Source organism: Blautia ammoniilytica, from assembly GCF_025566965.1.
GTDB lineage: Bacteria > Bacillota > Clostridia > Lachnospirales > Lachnospiraceae > Blautia_A > Blautia_A ammoniilytica.
The window spans coordinates 209,215-226,273 of record NZ_JAOQJL010000001.1 but is presented as its reverse complement, the minus strand read 5'-3'; the positions used below and the strand labels follow the sequence as shown (position 1 = coordinate 226,273).

General features: G+C 42.2%; 15 protein-coding genes, 2 tRNA genes and 1 pseudogene. 3 read left to right on the top strand and 15 right to left on the bottom strand.

What is annotated here, in order from left to right; genetic code table 11:
- Nucleotides 1-45: 45 nt before the first annotated feature.
- Nucleotides 46-130: transfer RNA gene (locus OCV61_RS00985), tRNA-Leu, on the top strand.
- Between the two features lie 136 nt (nt 131-266).
- Here the strand turns inward: OCV61_RS00985 and OCV61_RS00980 are convergent.
- The 4 genes and pseudogenes from OCV61_RS00980 to OCV61_RS00965 form a co-directional block, all read right to left on the bottom strand.
- Nucleotides 267-2,255, bottom strand: coding sequence for a nucleotidyltransferase family protein (locus OCV61_RS00980; protein ID WP_158420192.1), 1,989 nt, complete (start codon nt 2,253-2,255; stop codon nt 267-269).
- Between the two features lie 99 nt (nt 2,256-2,354).
- Nucleotides 2,355-2,439 (bottom strand) — tRNA-Leu (locus OCV61_RS00975).
- A 200-nt stretch (nt 2,440-2,639) separates the two neighbouring features.
- Nucleotides 2,640-3,773, bottom strand: coding sequence for a ComEC/Rec2 family competence protein (locus tag OCV61_RS00970; RefSeq protein ID WP_158420191.1), 1,134 nt, complete (start codon nt 3,771-3,773; stop codon nt 2,640-2,642).
- Between the two features lie 122 nt (nt 3,774-3,895).
- Nucleotides 3,896-4,501 (bottom strand): annotated as a pseudogene (locus OCV61_RS00965) (peptidoglycan-binding domain-containing protein); the annotation flags it as partial.
- A 138-nt stretch (nt 4,502-4,639) separates the two neighbouring features.
- On the opposite strand from OCV61_RS00965, the gene OCV61_RS18730 reads away from it, so the two are divergent.
- Nucleotides 4,640-4,960 carry a nucleotidyltransferase family protein gene (locus OCV61_RS18730; protein ID WP_334292242.1) on the top strand — a complete coding sequence of 107 codons (321 nt, stop codon included), beginning with the start codon at nt 4,640-4,642 and terminating at the stop codon, nt 4,958-4,960.
- On the top strand, nt 4,947-5,150 hold the full coding sequence (locus tag OCV61_RS00955; protein ID WP_158420189.1) for a hypothetical protein: 204 nt from the start codon (nt 4,947-4,949) through the stop codon (nt 5,148-5,150). The genes OCV61_RS18730 and OCV61_RS00955 overlap by 14 nt, the downstream gene beginning before the upstream one ends.
- An 84-nt stretch (nt 5,151-5,234) precedes the next feature.
- On the opposite strand, the gene OCV61_RS00950 is transcribed toward OCV61_RS00955, so the two are convergent.
- The 11 genes from OCV61_RS00950 to OCV61_RS00900 all read right to left on the bottom strand — a co-directional run bounded on the left by OCV61_RS00950 (nt 5,235) and on the right by OCV61_RS00900 (nt 17,001).
- Nucleotides 5,235-6,938 (bottom strand): AAA family ATPase, encoded by a 1,704-nt coding sequence (locus OCV61_RS00950; RefSeq protein WP_158420188.1) that lies wholly within the window; start codon nt 6,936-6,938, stop codon nt 5,235-5,237.
- Nucleotides 6,939-7,055: 117 nt separating this feature from the next.
- Entirely contained in the window at nt 7,056-8,723 is a 1,668-nt protein-coding gene (locus OCV61_RS00945; protein ID WP_158420187.1) for a recombinase family protein, read from the bottom strand.
- Entirely contained in the window at nt 8,686-8,910 is a 225-nt protein-coding gene (locus OCV61_RS00940) for a hypothetical protein (RefSeq protein ID WP_158420186.1), read from the bottom strand. The genes OCV61_RS00945 and OCV61_RS00940 overlap by 38 nt, the downstream gene beginning before the upstream one ends.
- A gap of 74 nt (nt 8,911-8,984) precedes the next feature.
- Nucleotides 8,985-9,800, bottom strand: coding sequence for a hypothetical protein (locus OCV61_RS00935; RefSeq protein ID WP_158420185.1), 816 nt, complete (start codon nt 9,798-9,800; stop codon nt 8,985-8,987).
- A 61-nt stretch (nt 9,801-9,861) separates the two neighbouring features.
- Complete coding sequence (locus OCV61_RS00930; RefSeq protein WP_470257053.1) at nt 9,862-10,878, bottom strand: PD-(D/E)XK nuclease domain-containing protein; 1,017 nt, start codon at nt 10,876-10,878, stop codon at nt 9,862-9,864.
- A 134-nt stretch (nt 10,879-11,012) separates the two neighbouring features.
- On the bottom strand, nt 11,013-11,918 hold the full coding sequence (locus OCV61_RS00925) for a hypothetical protein (protein WP_158420184.1): 906 nt from the start codon (nt 11,916-11,918) through the stop codon (nt 11,013-11,015).
- A gap of 302 nt (nt 11,919-12,220) precedes the next feature.
- Nucleotides 12,221-12,922, bottom strand: a complete 702-nt coding sequence (locus OCV61_RS00920; protein WP_317258448.1) for a carboxypeptidase regulatory-like domain-containing protein — start codon at nt 12,920-12,922, stop codon at nt 12,221-12,223.
- A 118-nt stretch (nt 12,923-13,040) separates the two neighbouring features.
- Nucleotides 13,041-14,372: an RIP metalloprotease RseP gene (gene rseP / locus OCV61_RS00915; protein ID WP_158420183.1), complete on the bottom strand. Its 1,332-nt coding sequence runs from the start codon at nt 14,370-14,372 to the stop codon at nt 13,041-13,043.
- Nucleotides 14,329-15,471 (bottom strand): 1-deoxy-D-xylulose-5-phosphate reductoisomerase, encoded by a 1,143-nt coding sequence (locus OCV61_RS00910; RefSeq protein WP_158420181.1) that lies wholly within the window; start codon nt 15,469-15,471, stop codon nt 14,329-14,331. The genes rseP and OCV61_RS00910 overlap by 44 nt, the downstream gene beginning before the upstream one ends.
- Before the next feature lie 29 nt (nt 15,472-15,500).
- A complete protein-coding gene (locus tag OCV61_RS00905; protein ID WP_158420179.1) occupies nt 15,501-16,292 on the bottom strand; it encodes a phosphatidate cytidylyltransferase in 792 nt (263 codons plus the stop codon).
- Nucleotides 16,285-17,001 (bottom strand): isoprenyl transferase, encoded by a 717-nt coding sequence (locus OCV61_RS00900; protein ID WP_158420177.1) that lies wholly within the window; start codon nt 16,999-17,001, stop codon nt 16,285-16,287. The genes OCV61_RS00905 and OCV61_RS00900 overlap by 8 nt, the downstream gene beginning before the upstream one ends.
- Between the last annotated feature and the right edge of the window lie 58 nt (nt 17,002-17,059).

The window sequence follows — 17,059 nt, the reverse complement described above, 5'->3', positions numbered from 1 at the left end:
TTTTGTTGCGAGGGCGAGAGACAAAAAGCCCATGAAATGCAGCATGCGGAAGTGTCGGAACTGGCAGACGAGCAAGACTAAGGATCTTGTGAGCATTGCGCTCGTGTGGGTTCAAGTCCCATCTTCCGCATTAGTATTTTCGAAACCTTTTATTAGAAAGGTTTCTTTTTTTGTCTTCAAGAAAAGAAATCCCTGTGGAACAATTTAAAAAACCGTGTTCCACAGGGATTTTGTTTTAGATTTTGTTATGGATTTTATTTTGGATTTTATTTAGGAATCTCAGTAAGGGTCTCCAGCTTAAAGCCTTCCCACATATCTGCAGACACATTCCATTCCCTCAGATCTGTAACGATCTTATGGTAAAATGCCTGTCCTCCTCTTACAATATCATAGGTACGGGCGTCTCCCCTTGCCTCCAGGTGACGGCCAAAGCTGCAGTTCTCCACATCCTCAGGTCCATAATCATCAATCTCTTTCCCTGGCCAGAAAATATATAATCTGGGAATATCCTCAATCTGTCTTGGATCAACTCCTGCAACATGAAGAAACTTCTTACCTGTGCTTTCGTGGCAGGTAAATACATGGGCATACCGCCATACAGTTCTTGTAAAATCCGATACACGGAACTGCCCCAGCCAATCCTCATCCATCATGCCATCCGGTGTGCTTCTGGAAATAACCAGCACTACTGGAAACATCCTCTTGGGATCCTTAAGTGCTGCAGCCAGCATGGAAAACTGATCCTCCTTTAAAATCCTGCGCCGGTTGGAGCAGGAAATCCCGCTGATGATTCCCACCTCGTCTACAATAGACTTATAATATCCGGGGTAACTGAAGAATACCACTCCAGGTTCCTGGGCGGAATGCTCTCTTTGCGGATCTGCATATCCGTTGCATACTTTCAGAAGCACCTGTCCATCTTTCACTTCCAGACCGGCTTCTGAATACCAGATACGTCCGCCAACCTCCAGATCCATATGGCGCACATGCATATTCATCCGAAGTGCTTCCGGATTATAGTTCACAGCCACATGGTAAGCCAGGATATCTGCGTGATAGGTCACGGTTTCCCTTGGCATGCTCTTAAACAGGCCGCCATATTTCTCTACGATCCACTGATAAATAATATCTGCCGATTTTTGAAAAATAGAAACAGCGTCACAGGCAGAAGAATCCTTGATCCGGCTTCCATCCACCCGTGTATTCATCTGGAAAACATTATAACGGATCAATGGCTTCATCTCATAATGCCTGGACTCACCTGGGATCTCCTCACGGCCGTCATTGTATACGTCCCGCTCCTTAAAGATCGCTGTCAGCCGGCTGTCGTGAAACTGGCTGTCATTTAACAATGCAATAATAGTATTTACATTAATAGGTGTTTTCTTGGGACGCTTTAAAAGCTGTTCCACCAAAGTCTGTTTACTGGTTTTGTAAATTCGCTTTGCCAGATTATCTACCTGTTTGTCTTTATCCTCATCTAAAAGGCTGGCAACCTCCGGATAAAGAGTTCCTTCTCCAAGCTTCAGGCGGAAATGGCTTTTGATCATATCGCTCCATCTGCCTGACTTATAAAGGGAATGTCCCAGATCCTCAAATAAAGTGACCATAGATTTGTCACACAGCTCCAATGTAGCCAGAATACTGTTAAAGTATCTGGAAAATCCCTTATAATTATGCCAAAGCTCCTCACCCTTGTAACGCATGTCATGCTCAATCTCATGCCATCCTTCAAAAAACATGGTTTTGATCTGGATCTCAAATGTGTCATCAATACACATATCCCACGTTTCTGGGGAAATCTCAGATCTAAGATACTCCGGCAGCTTACATACCCCGTTCAGCTTGGTCGGCTTAAACTCTTCTTCGCTGCGCTCTGATGTGGACCATCCCTCTACATCAAAAGTATTCTCTACAATATTCTGGCAGATATCCACATCATCATCAAAATAAAGGTTGATCCTTACTCCTACCAGATCCTGCAGCTTCTTATCCTCAGCACTATAATCCTTTAATTCAAATTTATGTGCCATGGATGCAGCCGTCTTTGTACGTGAAAAAACCCGGTAATACAATCCGCACTGCTCCAGACGGTCACTGATGATCCTTTTTAAATCCTGTTCCACAATCGCAGGAACCTTTACCTTAGCAGCCAGTTCCTCCTTTGTGAATGTTACTCTTGTCTGTTCTTTCAAATATTCTACACCACCATTTTTATTCAGGTATACTAATGTATACCCTGTTAAGTTTCCCAATTTTTGTCATACTTATTAAGTATAACAGATTTTCTCCATTAAAAAAAGAATAAATGCATAAAAAAAGAAACCTTTACATCCAAAAGGTTTCTTACTTAATGCGGAAGATGGGACTTGAACCCACACGAGCGCAATGCTCACAAGATCCTTAGTCTTGCTCGTCTGCCAGTTCCGACACTTCCGCATGCTGCATTTCATGGGCTTTTTGTCTTTCGCCCTCGCAACAGATAGAATTATAGCAAATCATTTTTCAGAAGTCAAGATATTTTTTAGAATTTCTTTCTCAGAATGTTTGTAATGATTTTGGTGTCAAAACACCAAAATCATGATTACACGGATTTTTCTATTCATCTATGATTTATCTGCTCTCACACCAGGTGGCTGTCACCAGCATTTTTTGCAGGCCTCATACCCCTGTGCCACAGCCTGATCCACCGGCATTTCCACTGCCTTAGAAGGATTCATATTCCCACAGTCTGGTCTGCTGTGATACTTGCTTCCAGTTGCAGAGATCCAGACCTGCTGCTCTGCTTCGGTTTCCTGATCAGAGTTTCCATCCCCCAGATCCTGTGTATCTGCATCAGTGCTCTGGCTGTTTTCGGTTGCTCCCTGTGTGTACGTATATGCAGCAACACCTGCATCGCCTGCCATTGTGCCGGTATCGTCCGGATTCCCAGGTGTATAATCATCACAAGGAGAAACATCCCAGGTGATCCCGTTTCCTCCGGAGTACGCTGTCACTGTTCCCTGTTTATCCGTACGTAATACCTGGATCCCCATGGACTGCAGTTTTTCCATGGTATCTGCATCCGGATGTCCGTAACTGTTCCCACTGCCGCAGCTAACTACTGCATATTCAGGCACTGCTGCCTGAAGAAGATCCCAGCTTGTGGAACTTGCTGAGCCGTGATGGCCTACCTGCAGTACTGTGCATTCCAGGTCAAGCCCGGCTGATACCATCTGTTCCTCGCTGTCATGTTCTGCATCTCCGGTGAATAAAAAGCTGTCTTCTCCATTATCCAGCCGGATCACAACAGAGCTGTTATTACTATCCTGATCACTGGCATTTTGCGGTGACAACACAGTAAAAGTCCCACTGCCAACAGGATACACATCCCCAACCGATGGATGCTGCATCTTTAATCCCATCTGTTTTGCCTTACCCATAAAAGAAGTATACAGCTGGGAATCATGCACATAATCCGGCCCTATCAGGTTCTCTACCGGGAAACTGCTAAGACAGCCAACCAGCCCGCTGATGTGATCTGCATCATAATGTGATGCAATCATATAATCCAACTGCTGCACGCCCTGATTTTGCAGATAGGAAACCACATAACTGGAAGCATCCCTGCCACCTCCATCATAAAGAAGATTCTCTCCTTCTGACTGCACCAATATAGATAGACCCTGACCTACATCCAGAAAATGCACCTGCATATCCCCGGCCCACACCATTTGCGGAATAAGCAGAAGGAATAAAAATATCAATAATCCGTTTCTCAGTTTTTTCTTCATTTGTACTCTCATGTCCTTTTTATGTTTACGTATATTGTACCACCGTTTTTTACAAATAAAAATAATAAACGCACATATTATTGATTCATTCTTTTATTTGTACATCCCAGCAGATTTTATGTTTACTGAAGCTCTGCGATCCGGGTGACACCTACATAGATTTCCTGGATTTTGTACCAGGTACTGTAGTCCACGATCCCGGTTTCCGGAAGGCCGAAAATGTTCTGAAATTTCCGCACAGAAGCCTTTGTAAGCGGTCCATAGATTCCGTCCTCATTTACCCTTGGAAGTGCAGGATATGCCTGACTGATGGCATTTAACTGCTCCTGGATCTGCAGAACCTTACTTCCGGACGCACCAATATCCAGATCGTACCCTGGCCACGAGGCAGGAACTCCTGAGATTTCCTCGGCTACATTGATATACATATCATTCCCATAAAAATATCTGAGGATTTCTATAGCAGAATATCCTCTGTCACCCAGAGCCTTGCTCCCCCACTGTGTCATCCACCCACGGCTCTGGCACTCTACCTTCCGGCCATCACAATACTGGGTCAGGATCGGCTGACGCACATTTGGCCTGGAAAGATAGTTTTCAAAAAGTTCATCCACGATCCGTTCAATGGAATCAAAAATATTCCTTCCCCGAATCCATTTATGATCATAGGCTGTAGATGAAGTAATGGTAAAATCATAGCCTTTATTCCGGTACCACCTGTTATATAGTCATTCAGGATTACACGCACATTCCGTGCATATATATGGAATTGGATATGGAATTGGCAATGCAGGATTGGATTAGCCATGCTTGTTAATTATTTTCAAATATGCTATTCTATAGAAAAATCCTGACTACAATTTCTTATTCAACATCAGACATGGAGGTCACTGAAAATAGGATATGATCTTCCGGATCGGGTTTTAAGAGAGCTTTTTTTTTATGCCCGAAAGTATTCCGTCACAAGAATTATATTATTTGGTTCCCGTGCACGAGGTACTAACACCAAAAGAAGCGATATCGATATTGCAGTATACGGTGGAGATTTTGACAGTTTTTATTGGGATGTGAAAGAAAAAATCAATTCTCTATTAATGTTTGATATTGTACAGGCAGATTTGCCAATTTCAGATGAACTAAATAAAGAAATAAAAAAGGATGGTGTTGTCATTTATGAAAAAGCTTGATAATTTTTCAAACTGCCTGTCTATACTGAAAAATGCTGATTTTAAGTTTGCAGAAACAAATGATATTTACAGAACAGGCATTATTGGTCAGTTTAATCTTACTTTTGAACTGGCCTGGAAGGCTGCTTTTGTTAATCTTGAAAAGTTACTTAACCCAAAATTAAATGAAGTCCAAAATGACTGGGCATAAATTTGAGGGGGCCGACAAGCCCCCTCAAATCATAGTTTCTCTTCTCCATTTTCTCACAATCACTGTTATATAAAAATTTATTCTTTACATTCTTTCAACGATCACTTTGCACTTCTTTTTACAGAAAGCAATCCCATATGCCAGTATATTATTTCTGTCCTCGTTACGAAGGCGTTCATCATAACGTCGCTCCCGTATCTGACTCATTGCCCTTTCACATGCTTTTTCCAATCCATCAAATGTCTGTGCATACTTTAATTCAATAATCATCCCCGCATCAGGATCTTCCGGCTCAACCAATATATCTACAAGCCCATCCCCTGACTCTATATTTGACTGGATCAGCCAGTTTGATTCACACCTTAATAGTCCCAGAAGTATTCCGTGATAAAAGATTTCCTTCTCTTCACTCCGGGCCTTTGTATCAAAAATGCTAATTGTGTTCCCAAGAATTCTGGTAAGCTGTTTCTCAATAATTCCGACATCTCCGTTTTCAAATGCCTGCAAAAGTTCTCTCACCGGCTCTGTATCATGGAGAACTGTATTGTTAAACCATTCTCTGATCTGAAGGATATAAACATCCCGTACCTCTTTGTTTGGAATAATCAGATGATAAACATCCCTCTCTGGCTTTCCCTTCTGTGTAAGATAACCAGTTGTAAACAAAATACTCCAAAGATTATCTATACTGTCGTCTATCTCATCATAAGTCAGTTCTGTTCGGACAGCTTTCACAATAGACTCCCCGGCAATCAGACGCTCAATCTCATTCCTAGTAGTTTTATCCGCTTTGGAAATAAATCTTTTTACAAGGTCATTACCACTGGTATTGATCCAATATGACTGGGGTTCCGCGCCTGGCTCCCCAAGAAGCCGGTCTACATGATTGATCACATCCCAAGGACAATAAACATCCGTATTTCCGAAATGATATCCATCATACCACTCTTTCGTCTCAGTTAAATGGTCATCCAGATGATAGTCATGCAAAAGCCTGATAACCTCTTCGTCAGTAAATCCAAACTGTTCATCAAAGCGGGCATCTGTAATAGAAAGCACTTTAAAATTATTCAGGCCTGTAAAAATGCTTTCTTTAGATACCCTGAGACATCCTGTTAAAACGGCAAACTGCAGGGCATTATTCGTCTTAAGGGCCTGACCAAATAATCCCCGAATCAATGATACCATTTCTTTGTAATAATTATGTTGGAAGGCTTTATCTAATGGGACATCATATTCGTCTATTATAATAATGGTTTTCTTTTCATAGTACTTATATAAAAGCTGAGATAATATTTTCAGAGAAGATTTCAGTAATTCCTCACCCATGGAATATTTTCCATCGCACAGCCTGATCAATGTCCTGTACTTTTCTTTTTCATTTTCTGATAGTTTATCACTGTCTGCCAGGAAAGAAAAACGCTCTGCTTCTATACCCACTAATTCAGTCAAACGATATCTAGCACTTGCAAAAGTAAGTCCGTCCACTTCTTTGAGCGACAGAAATATTACCGGAAACTGTCCCATATATTCTTCGCAGAGTTTTGATTTACCTGAAATATAAAGCCCATCAAACAAAGCTTTATCAGTTCCGATCTCAAAAAAATGCTGGAGCATACTCATATTCAATGTTTTTCCAAAACGACGTGGTCTGGTAAACAGGTTTACTTCTCCCCACTGTTCAAGGATCTGTTCAATCAGCTTAGTTTTATCCACATAATAAAACTTTTCTTTACGTATCTTTTCAAAATCATCAATCCCTACTGGCAGCTTTAACAGTTCTCCCATTTCTGTAATCCCTCCTTCCGTCTGAAGTAGTAGATAAAAATAAATATAACTTAATTTTATCATCTGCCCTGTCAAATAGCAAGTGCTGGCAAAAGTTCGCAGACCGTTGCTCATATCTCATGATTCAACCAATAAAGTGTCAGATTCCTCCAACGGGATGCGGAACCGTACTGTTATCTGCTTCTCCTTTATGTGGATTTTTTCTACCAGTTTATTGATCAGAATCCTTTTGGTATGGGGATCTGCACCCATAAATACCTGCTTCCATGTAGGAACATTTTCCGTGGAAAGCTTCCATTCAGAATCGGGTCTGTCCATGCTTTCCAGTATCATTTCTTTTTCCTTAATTATTTTCTGCTGTCGGGTACACGCCTGTTTCTGCTTATCTATCAGAGGAACAAGTTCCTCTAAGGACAATGGATATTCCCCGGTCATAGCCTGTGGAATCTGATCTTCCATCACATTAATTCTTTTCTTGATCCTGTCCAGCGCCTGACATTCTTTTTCCAATGCTGCTATTAATGTCTTCTTTTCGGACTGCTTATAAAGTTTAATTTCTTCGGCCACATCTTTGTTTTTCTGAAGCTTTTCTACATATTCAGAAATGATCTCAAAAACAATTAATTCAATCTTATCTGCCCTGTATGCCCCTGTTCCCGGATGAGGTATTCCCCTATCCTTGTTCTGACATTTATAAACTCTGGTCTTACTGGATCTCTGTTCTTTGGTGCCCTTTATTTTCCAATAATTATATCGGGTGCCATTGGTCATTTTACACCCACAGCAGCTGCAATACAGAACATCAATAAGGGCTAAAGTACCCAGATGATTCCGGATCACCACAGAATCCCGTTTCTGCTGGTCTTCAGTTTTAGCAATTCTGTCCGCTCTTTCTTTTCGCATATACTGAACCCGGTTCCATGCATCTGCATCAACAATAGAAATACCAGGATCAGGCGTAGCCGCAAGGATCCAGTTCTCACTACCGATCTTGTGGTATTTTCCATCAATCCTGGTTCTTCTGTTGTATGCTGTATACCCCGCATATATGGGATTGGTCAGGATACTGGTGATGGTTCCGGCTTTCCACACATCATTGGGAGCCATGTGCTTATACTTTTCATGGCTGTTCAGGATTTTGGCGATTTTTACAGAGCCATATTCCTTATGTAAGGCCTGTTCATAGATAAATCGAACCACCTCACACTGTTCCTGCCAGATCACAAGGTGCTTCAGCGCCCGACCATGTTTACTGATCTCTCCGGACAGTTCCAGTTTGTATCCATAGGGTGCTTTGCCACCCATAAATTTCCCCTGTTGTACCAGCTTTTTTGCAGTATCTTTTACCCGCATGCCGGTATCTGAACTGCTTTTCTGTGCATTCCCATAACGAAGTGCCAGCACCATTTGCCCCATAATATCGTCTGATTCCGGTGAGATGCAATTGTCCTTCACAGTATAAATATCTACGCCGTATTTTTTCAGTGACATCACATAAGCACCGATCTCCCACATACGGCGTCCTATCCGGTCGTCCTTGTACGCAACCAGAATATCATATTCTTTCTTTCGTGCGTCCTCCAGTGCTTCCTGTAGCACATCCCGGTCAGTAACAGCATTTTGATAACCGCTGTTACTTCCTTCAAAATACTCCTTTGCATCCAGCTTCCAGTCCGGATGCTGCTGTATGTATTCGGTCACCAGCTGCCTTTGCACGCTTAAATCACCGTCTGCCTCCAGCTGCTGATTAGAGCTTACTCTTAACAGGATCCGCACTTTCTTCATGCAATAAACCGCCTTTTGACCGGGTCAGGCTTTCTTTCAGCACTCCCGAAAGGATTTCCCTTGCTTCCTGCAGGATCTTTATATCGTTCATCTCTGCTTGTTTCGGAAATTCCAAATATAGCTTTATCCCGGACTCCGACAGCATTTCCACACAGTCATATTCATGATTATGTTCAGAATCTTTCATACATACTCCAGCCCCGATCATTCTTATTACAGCTGTATTCCTTATACTGGGATTATATGTACGTTTTTTCTTTCTTAAAAGGCACTGTAAAACCCGGATGATAACGTACTCATCATATCATTTACCGTATCTTTGCCAATCAGATATACTAAAATGCCTATGATCAGAATACTACAGAGCTTAGATACAAAAAAGGCATACACCTTTTTATTTTCATCTGCATTAATGGCAGCCCTGAACGAAGCAAACTGAACAAAGGGGATCAGCATCATAATCCCAAGATAAACACATACTGCCAGACTGTCTGAAAAAACAGATAAAATTGCAGTAACCACCATCAGTACAAAATCAAATACTGCCCGAACACCAACTACGCAGTACATGTTATTAACAGACGTAATACCGCCAAATGCCCTGCCAAAAAAATTCATAAAATGTGCTTCCATACAGTCGTATCCAATGGTAGTTAGCAATGTAAGGATCAACACGCTGGCATATGGTACTTCGATCATACCGCCGTATTCTTTTCTGATTCCTGCTGTAGTCACTAACACAAGGATCAATACGATCGCTGCTTTTACCAAAATAAATTGCATGCTTGTTGTTTTCGTATTTTCAGCTGCAAGCCTTTCTGTTTCTGAAACAGGTTTCTTCAGGATCTGTAACACTTTTCCAAGAAATTCTTTGATACACTTAAGTGCCTGTGTACCACTCTCCTGCAGCCATTCTGCCTGTTTTGACGACTGCTCCTGCGCCGTTTCCACTGCCTTCTGATTCTCGTTAGATGACTGTGTGGGAGCCTTCTCCTGTACCTTCTTATTCTTTTGATCCTGTGTGCAGGTGCATACCTCCCCTTCTTCCAGCTTTCTTCCACATCTTGTACAATACATATCTCTTCCTCCCATGACTCATTCGATCTATCATTTCAATTCTCATGTACTTCCCAACTTTTCATTTATGCATAGTCTCTATGACACATTCATGCTTCTTAGTCGTCTTATTATAATTAATACCAACCAGCAATAAATTCCCCTGATAGTCTTTTAATGCATTTCCGTATTGTTTTTCTTTAATCTGATCTAATGCACCAACTGCGCTTTTATCCCATTTCAATTCAATGACTATCGCCGGCTTATCCACATATCGTTTACGTGGAATCATACATACATCAGCAAACCCTTTACCTGTAAACAATTCACGAACTATCGTATAATATTCCCTTGCAAAATAAAATGCAAGATTAATCGTACAGCTAAGTGAATTTTCGTCATTATATTGTAGAATTGAAATTTCATCATGTGCTTTCTCAATTCCCGCTGCCACGGCATCTGCATCCCCTTCCCACAATGCTTCTAATAGTTTGCGAGATGATTCCACAGAATCAGCTACGCCATGCCAATTCATTGTACTAATTACGTTTACATACTCTTGAGCAACCTCTTTATTAGGGATACTGACCATTTCTTTTGTACCATCATAATCCAGATATCCTAAATGGACAAGCAATGTCAATACATCATCCTTAGTAGCAAATGTAATCATATCATTACTGAACGTACCCACATTCACCTTTATTGATTCACCTGCAAGCATTCTGACAATTGCATTCTGTAACCCATCCATATCCATCTGAATATAAGTTTTTAACGCTTCATATGTTTCTGTCTGATTCCAGTAAGTACCAAATTTATGTCTTAACATTGCTTCAACAACAGATTTCGGGCTATACATAGAAAAATACTCATCACCCGACTGTCGATGCACTATAAATTTGTAACCATCATACCATGTTTTTACATCATCAAAACTCATTTCATATTTCTCACAAAGAACTGACACTTCCCTCTCAGTAAAGCCAAAATATTCTGCCAGATTGCCGGGATCTGTCATAGAATACTCCATAAACATATTCAAGGCAGAATGTGATCCATATTTTTTTACAGGAAGAATGCCAGTCATATAAGCCATAGCAATATAATCTTTATCCTTAAGCCATGCTCTCAGAAAATCCAGATATTTTTTCTGCGACGTCTGGTCCTGCTGATATTCCCTAAAGCATGGTCTATCAGCTTTATTATAGGATAGAGGTATCAACATTCTTCTTAAAGATTATATTCTTTATATAACTGCTCACGTCGCTTAGAATCTACTGATACAATTGGAATTTCTTCAGTTCTCTGATCTTGGATCAGTCTAGTAATCAAGCTTCCCAAGCGATTTTCTCCCTGAGCCTGACCAATCGCTTTTCCTTCTGCTTTAAGTCTTTCAGATTCCAGTTCCAGAACTTTTCCACCCATTATCTCACCTATTCCTTTCCGGACATCCTCTTCTTTTTGAAAAATATAATCCGCAATCTTTACAATCAGTTTCGTCAGATCTGTATATAGCTCCGATCTTCCTGTTTCTGTCAGTTCTTTTTCCAGACTTATCCGAATTTCCTCGTATTCATTTAAGAGTACCTGAAATAATTCTGGATTGTTATTAAAATCATGTCCTTTTTTCTCGTATCTCATAATATAAAACGGCAACAACATTAACAGATTTTTCTCAAAAATGCTGTCTTTTGTATAGTCAGCCATTTTTATAGTCGGTATGGAATATAAGTATGTATTTCCATCTGGAAAAACCACATCTGCTTTCAGATAATCCGGCGTATTTCCAGAACTTCTCAGAAATAGTACGCAGGACTTTGGAAATTCTATCCTGTATCTGCGTCCTTGTTTCTCTGCATGTTCTATGCCGATCGCAAAATCATACTCAATCATACGAATAACCATTGTCGTATCATCTGTGCTCTGACATTCAATATGATACATTTTTTTCCCGATCAGCAGACAAGAATCTGTAATGATCTCTCCATCCTCCTGCTGATGTTCATTACGAAGCTGTGTGATCTTCACATCTTCCGGATATGATGTATGGAATACCTCGTTAATCAGCGGTACTGCCAGATATGGCATCTTCTCAATCATTGTACGGAACACATCATCAAAAATCGTATTATTCATATAACACTCCTTTTTGTACCTACATTATAACATTTTGACAAGTTTTATCAAATACTTAATCTCTTTAAAATTATGTATTTTTATCTTTGGAATCAGTGGCAGATATTGCCTGAAAAATCGCTTATTAGAAAATTTAGACTACTGCTTATATTTTATACTATACAGTATTCGCACTAATATGGAAAGTCCAATTTAGGCAGTTCTTTAATCTTCCCTATTCTTGTTATTCTCTATGGTATAAGCGTTTTTTCCATGAACTTTAATACATAACTCATCAAACTGAATGTTCCTGCAATACCGAATTAGTGAACATTCCGGTACCATTCCGTATATACACGGTTTAATGTAAATGACATGATAGCCAGCACATTTGCCCGGATGGTATCGTCCGGCCAGGTGGCATAGATTTCACTGCTCGCCACATTTTTTATATAGTCTCTGTACCGAACATAATAATTGGATGCTGATGGGTCATTGGCTGGTCCGTCATGAACCACAACGTATTCCGGAATTACCACTTTGCTAAGAACGATCTCACCGGATTCCTCTATTGGCTTTACTTCTGCCTCTTCAATCTTAGGCGGATAATCCCCGAACAATGTATGAGGGGGTATCACAATCCTCTGATAAGAATCAGTTATATTCCGTGCCGCCAGCAGAACTGGCTGTTTTGCCAGTACTTTTGGCAACACTTCTGTTCCGGCCACCTCTTCCTTTTCATATCCTTCTGCTTCTACCTGTACAGTATACTCTGCATATGGTTGCTTTTCCTGGTCTGCACTCATACTGTATTCCAAAGGCGGAGACTTTAATTCCAGTACCGGTGTCTGACCGGATTCGTCTGTGCGTACCTCTTCAACAAAGCTGTCCGGGTCACCGGTATAGGATATTCTGACCAACGCATTTTCTACCGGATGATTGTCTGTCCCTGATCTTATTGTTACCTGAAGCTTTCCCTTGTCTATATTTTCTTCCATGGCATGAATTTTTGAAACTGCCCCCATATAGTCCCTCAAAAAATGCTTTTCAGATTAGCATATGAACCAAGGTAGAATCTTGTGCCGGTTTTGGGGCAACAAAAAGAGGCCCGGATTTTCCAGACCTCAGATATAAAATATTACATTAAAAAATCTTCAGAAGATCATTATACATCACTACCACCATCAAAAGCATAAGGAGCATCAGCCCGGCAAAATGAACCATCCCTTCCACCTGACGGTTCACCGGCTTTTTCCGCACTGCTTCAATCACCAGGAAGATAAGCCTTCCTCCATCCAGTGCAGGGATGGGGAGCAGGTTCATAACACCCAGGTTTGCAGAAAGAAAGATTGCCATATAGATCATGTTTACCCATACTGCAAGTGTTCCTTCTTTTTTGCTTTGTTCATAGGTGGTACCGATGGCATCCACCACACCTACCGGTCCGCTCAGATCCTTGATCCCCAGGTGTCCGGTGATCAGCTCTTTCAGGCTCATAATGGTAGAGCGGATCAGATATTTTACTTCATAGGCACTGTATTTCAATACAGCCATCCCTGTTGTCTTCTGATAACCTGCATTATAGGAAAATCCAAGATCCGGGGTACGGTATTCCCTTGGCGTAATGGTGGCATCATATTCCAGTCCATTTCGCTCATAAGTGATCTGTACAGGCTCGTCGGAAAGCGGGTGCTCATCAATATATGCCTGGTATTCATCTCCGTCTGCCACTTTAACCCCGTTAATGGATGTGATCACATCCCCTGCCTGAAGACCAGCTTCCTCCAAAGGCATTCCCTGGATCAGGGATTCCACCTCCATAGAGGAAGCATCGCTTCTGTTAAAGCCAAGCAGATACCTGACAGATACATCCGGCTTAAAGGCCAGATTGATCTCCTGACCGTCACGATCTACCGTCATGTGTACGGTCTTGTCTTCCTGTGCAGGATTAAAATACGTATACAGGTACAGATCCCTGGATAGATCAATGGTATATCCTTCATATTCCGTGATCACATCTCCTGTCTGAAGACCTGCCTTCTCTGCTGAAGATTCAGTCTTTACATCCAGTACCTCTGCAGGGTCATATCCTGCCAGAGAAACCATGATCACCGAAAGTACAAATGCCAAAATAAAATTGAAAACAGGACCTGCTGCCACCACTGCGATCCGTCCCCAGACAGATGCCGCATTGAAAGTGCCAGGCCGGTCATCCTCCATATCCTCCCCCAGCATGGCACAGGATCCGCCAAGAGGAAGCAGCTTCAGAGAATACCTGGTTCCTCCCTTTACCGTACTTACAAGCCTTGGCCCCATTCCCAGGGAAAACTCTGTAACTACGATCCCATTTTTCTTTGCCAGCAGAAAATGTCCCAACTCATGAAACAATACAATTGCACTGAAAATAATGATTGCCAGAATGATCTTCAATCTACCACCTGCTTTCAATCCACTGATAGGTTTCTTTTTCCACATCCAGAATCTGATCCAGATCCGGATGCCGGATCACTTTATGTCTTCCCATAGACTGCCCGATAATCTGATAAATATCCAGAAAACGGATCTTTTCCTGAAGAAATAGCTTCACTGCCAGCTCATTGGCTGCATTAAAGACAGTAGGCATGCTGCCTCCAGCCTGCGCTGCCTGGATTGCCATTGGAAGCCCCAGGAACGTATCCATATCCGGTTCTTCAAAGGTGATCTGCCTGAGTTTATGGAAGTCAAGGCGTTCCCCATCCAGATAACGTCTCTCAGGATAATACAGGGCATACTGGATGGGCAGGCGCATATCCGGTGTCCCAAGCTGTGCCATCACTGCCCCATCTTTAAATTCAACCATGGAATGGATAATACTTTGAGGCTGTACCACTACCTGAATATGATCAAGATCCATATCAAACAGCCATCTTGCTTCCATTACCTCAAGTCCTTTATTCACCAGGGTTGCTGAATCTACTGTGATCTTCTGTCCCATAACCCAGTTAGGGTGTTTTAATGTATCTGCCACAGTCACCTGCTGCAGATCTTCCCGTTTTCTTCCTCTGAAAGGTCCGCCGGAGGCTGTGATCAGAAGCTTATGGATCTCTTTTTTGTTTTCTCCATGAATAGCCTGAAAAATGGCACTGTGCTCACTGTCTACCGGCAGGATCTGTACTCCCTTTTCCTTTGCAAGGGGCATGATCAGATGCCCGGCTGTTACCAGGGTCTCTTTATTGGCAAGTGCAATGTCTTTTCCTGCACAGATGGCTTCCATAGTAGGACGGATCCCGATCATCCCTACCACAGCCGTCACAAGTATATCTGTCTCATCCATCGTTGCCAGCTGAAGCAGACCGTCCATACCCGAAACCACTTCTACAGGCAGATCTGCGATCCGTATCTGCAGGTCTTTTGCAGCCTGTTCATCCCATACAGCTACCAGCCTGGGATGGAACTCCCGTACCTGTTCTTCCAGCTTAAGGATATTTCTCCCTGCGCTGATACCAAGAACCTGTATATCGTTATTGCCCCGGACTACATCCAATGTCTGGGTGCCTATAGATCCGGTAGAACCTAAAATTGCTATTTTTTTCATAAAAAGTGCATCCTCTCTTCCTATATAGATCAGCCCAGGATCAGGGTTGCCAGATAATAGATTACCGGTGCAGTAATGATCACACTGTCAAAACGGTCAAGGATTCCTCCATGTCCCGGGATCAGTTTGCCGTAATCCTTGATTCCCTGATTTCTCTTGATGGCAGAAGCAGCCAGATCGCCTACCATGGAGATCAGCGCTCCAACCGCGCAGATCAAGGCATACTCTGCCACTTTACCACCGGTGGCTGCTGCATATAATGCACCCAGAAGTGCGGCTCCTGCCACACCTCCTACAGCTCCTTCCACCGATTTCTTAGGGCTTAGTACAGGAGCCATCTTGTGCTTACCGATGAGCATACCTGTACAGTAAGCGCAGGTGTCGCATCCCCAGGAGCATAAGAAGATCAGCCACACAATATACTTGCCATCTGTAAGATTACGGGTAAGGTAAATAAAAGAAAGCATAACCGCAACATAGACGATCCCGAAAAAGGCTTCCATTACTCCTCCTGCATGAAATCTTGGATATGTAAACACATATACAAAAAGCAGAAGGATCAATGCCAGGATCAAGCCCATCATGCCATATTTCTCATAGTCTGCTGCCATGGCAATGTAATATACCACAGCCCCCACATAGCCTGTGATCTCCAGAAGAGTAAACTTCTCTTTATGAACCTGCATGGCCTTATATAATTCCTGCATACCGATCAGGGAAATCCCGAGAAGGGTAAAAAACAGTACGTAACTGCCGCTCATGATCGTAAGAAGTGCCACTGCTACCAGCAGGATCCCGCTTATAAGTCTTGTTTTAAACATGCTGTTCCTCCTTTACCCCACCGTATCTTCTGTCTCTTTGATTATATTTCTCAATGGCTCTGATTAATTCTTGTTTATCAAAATCCGGCCATGGAACTTCTGTAAAATAAAACTCTGTATATGCCAGCTGCCATAAGAGAAAATTGGACAGACGCAGTTCTCCGCTTGTGCGGATCAGAAGGTCCGGATCTGGTACTCCAGCAGTATCCAGATATCCCTCTATGGTTTCCTCTGTAATCTGTGCCGGAATCAGCTTCCCTTCTGCAGCATCCTGTGCCATCCTTCGCATACCTCTGGTAATCTCATCCCTGCTGCCATAATTCAGTGCGATCTGGAAATACAGTTCGTCATAATCCTTAGATACTTCTTCCAGGTAGTGGATCCTCTCCCGGATCACTTCATCAAATACAGAGGTATCTCCTATGATCTTCACCCGCATTTTATTTCTTTCTGCAATTTTCACACACTTTTTCAGATAGCTTCTAAAAAGCTTCATCAGCGCTTCCACCTCATCCCTGGAACGCTTCCAGTTCTCTGTGGAAAACGCATATACTGTCAGATATTTGATTCCTAAGTCTTTTACATCATCACAAATGGTTTCCAGGTTGGCACAGCCTTTTACATGCCCGTAAGTTCTTGGCATGCCCTTTGCTTTCGCCCATCTGCCATTCCCATCCAGAATGATCGCAACATGATTGGGTACCTTCATATTCTCTCCTTCTTTTAAGACTGCACAAAAGGACTGCCGCAAACAGACAATGCCTTAT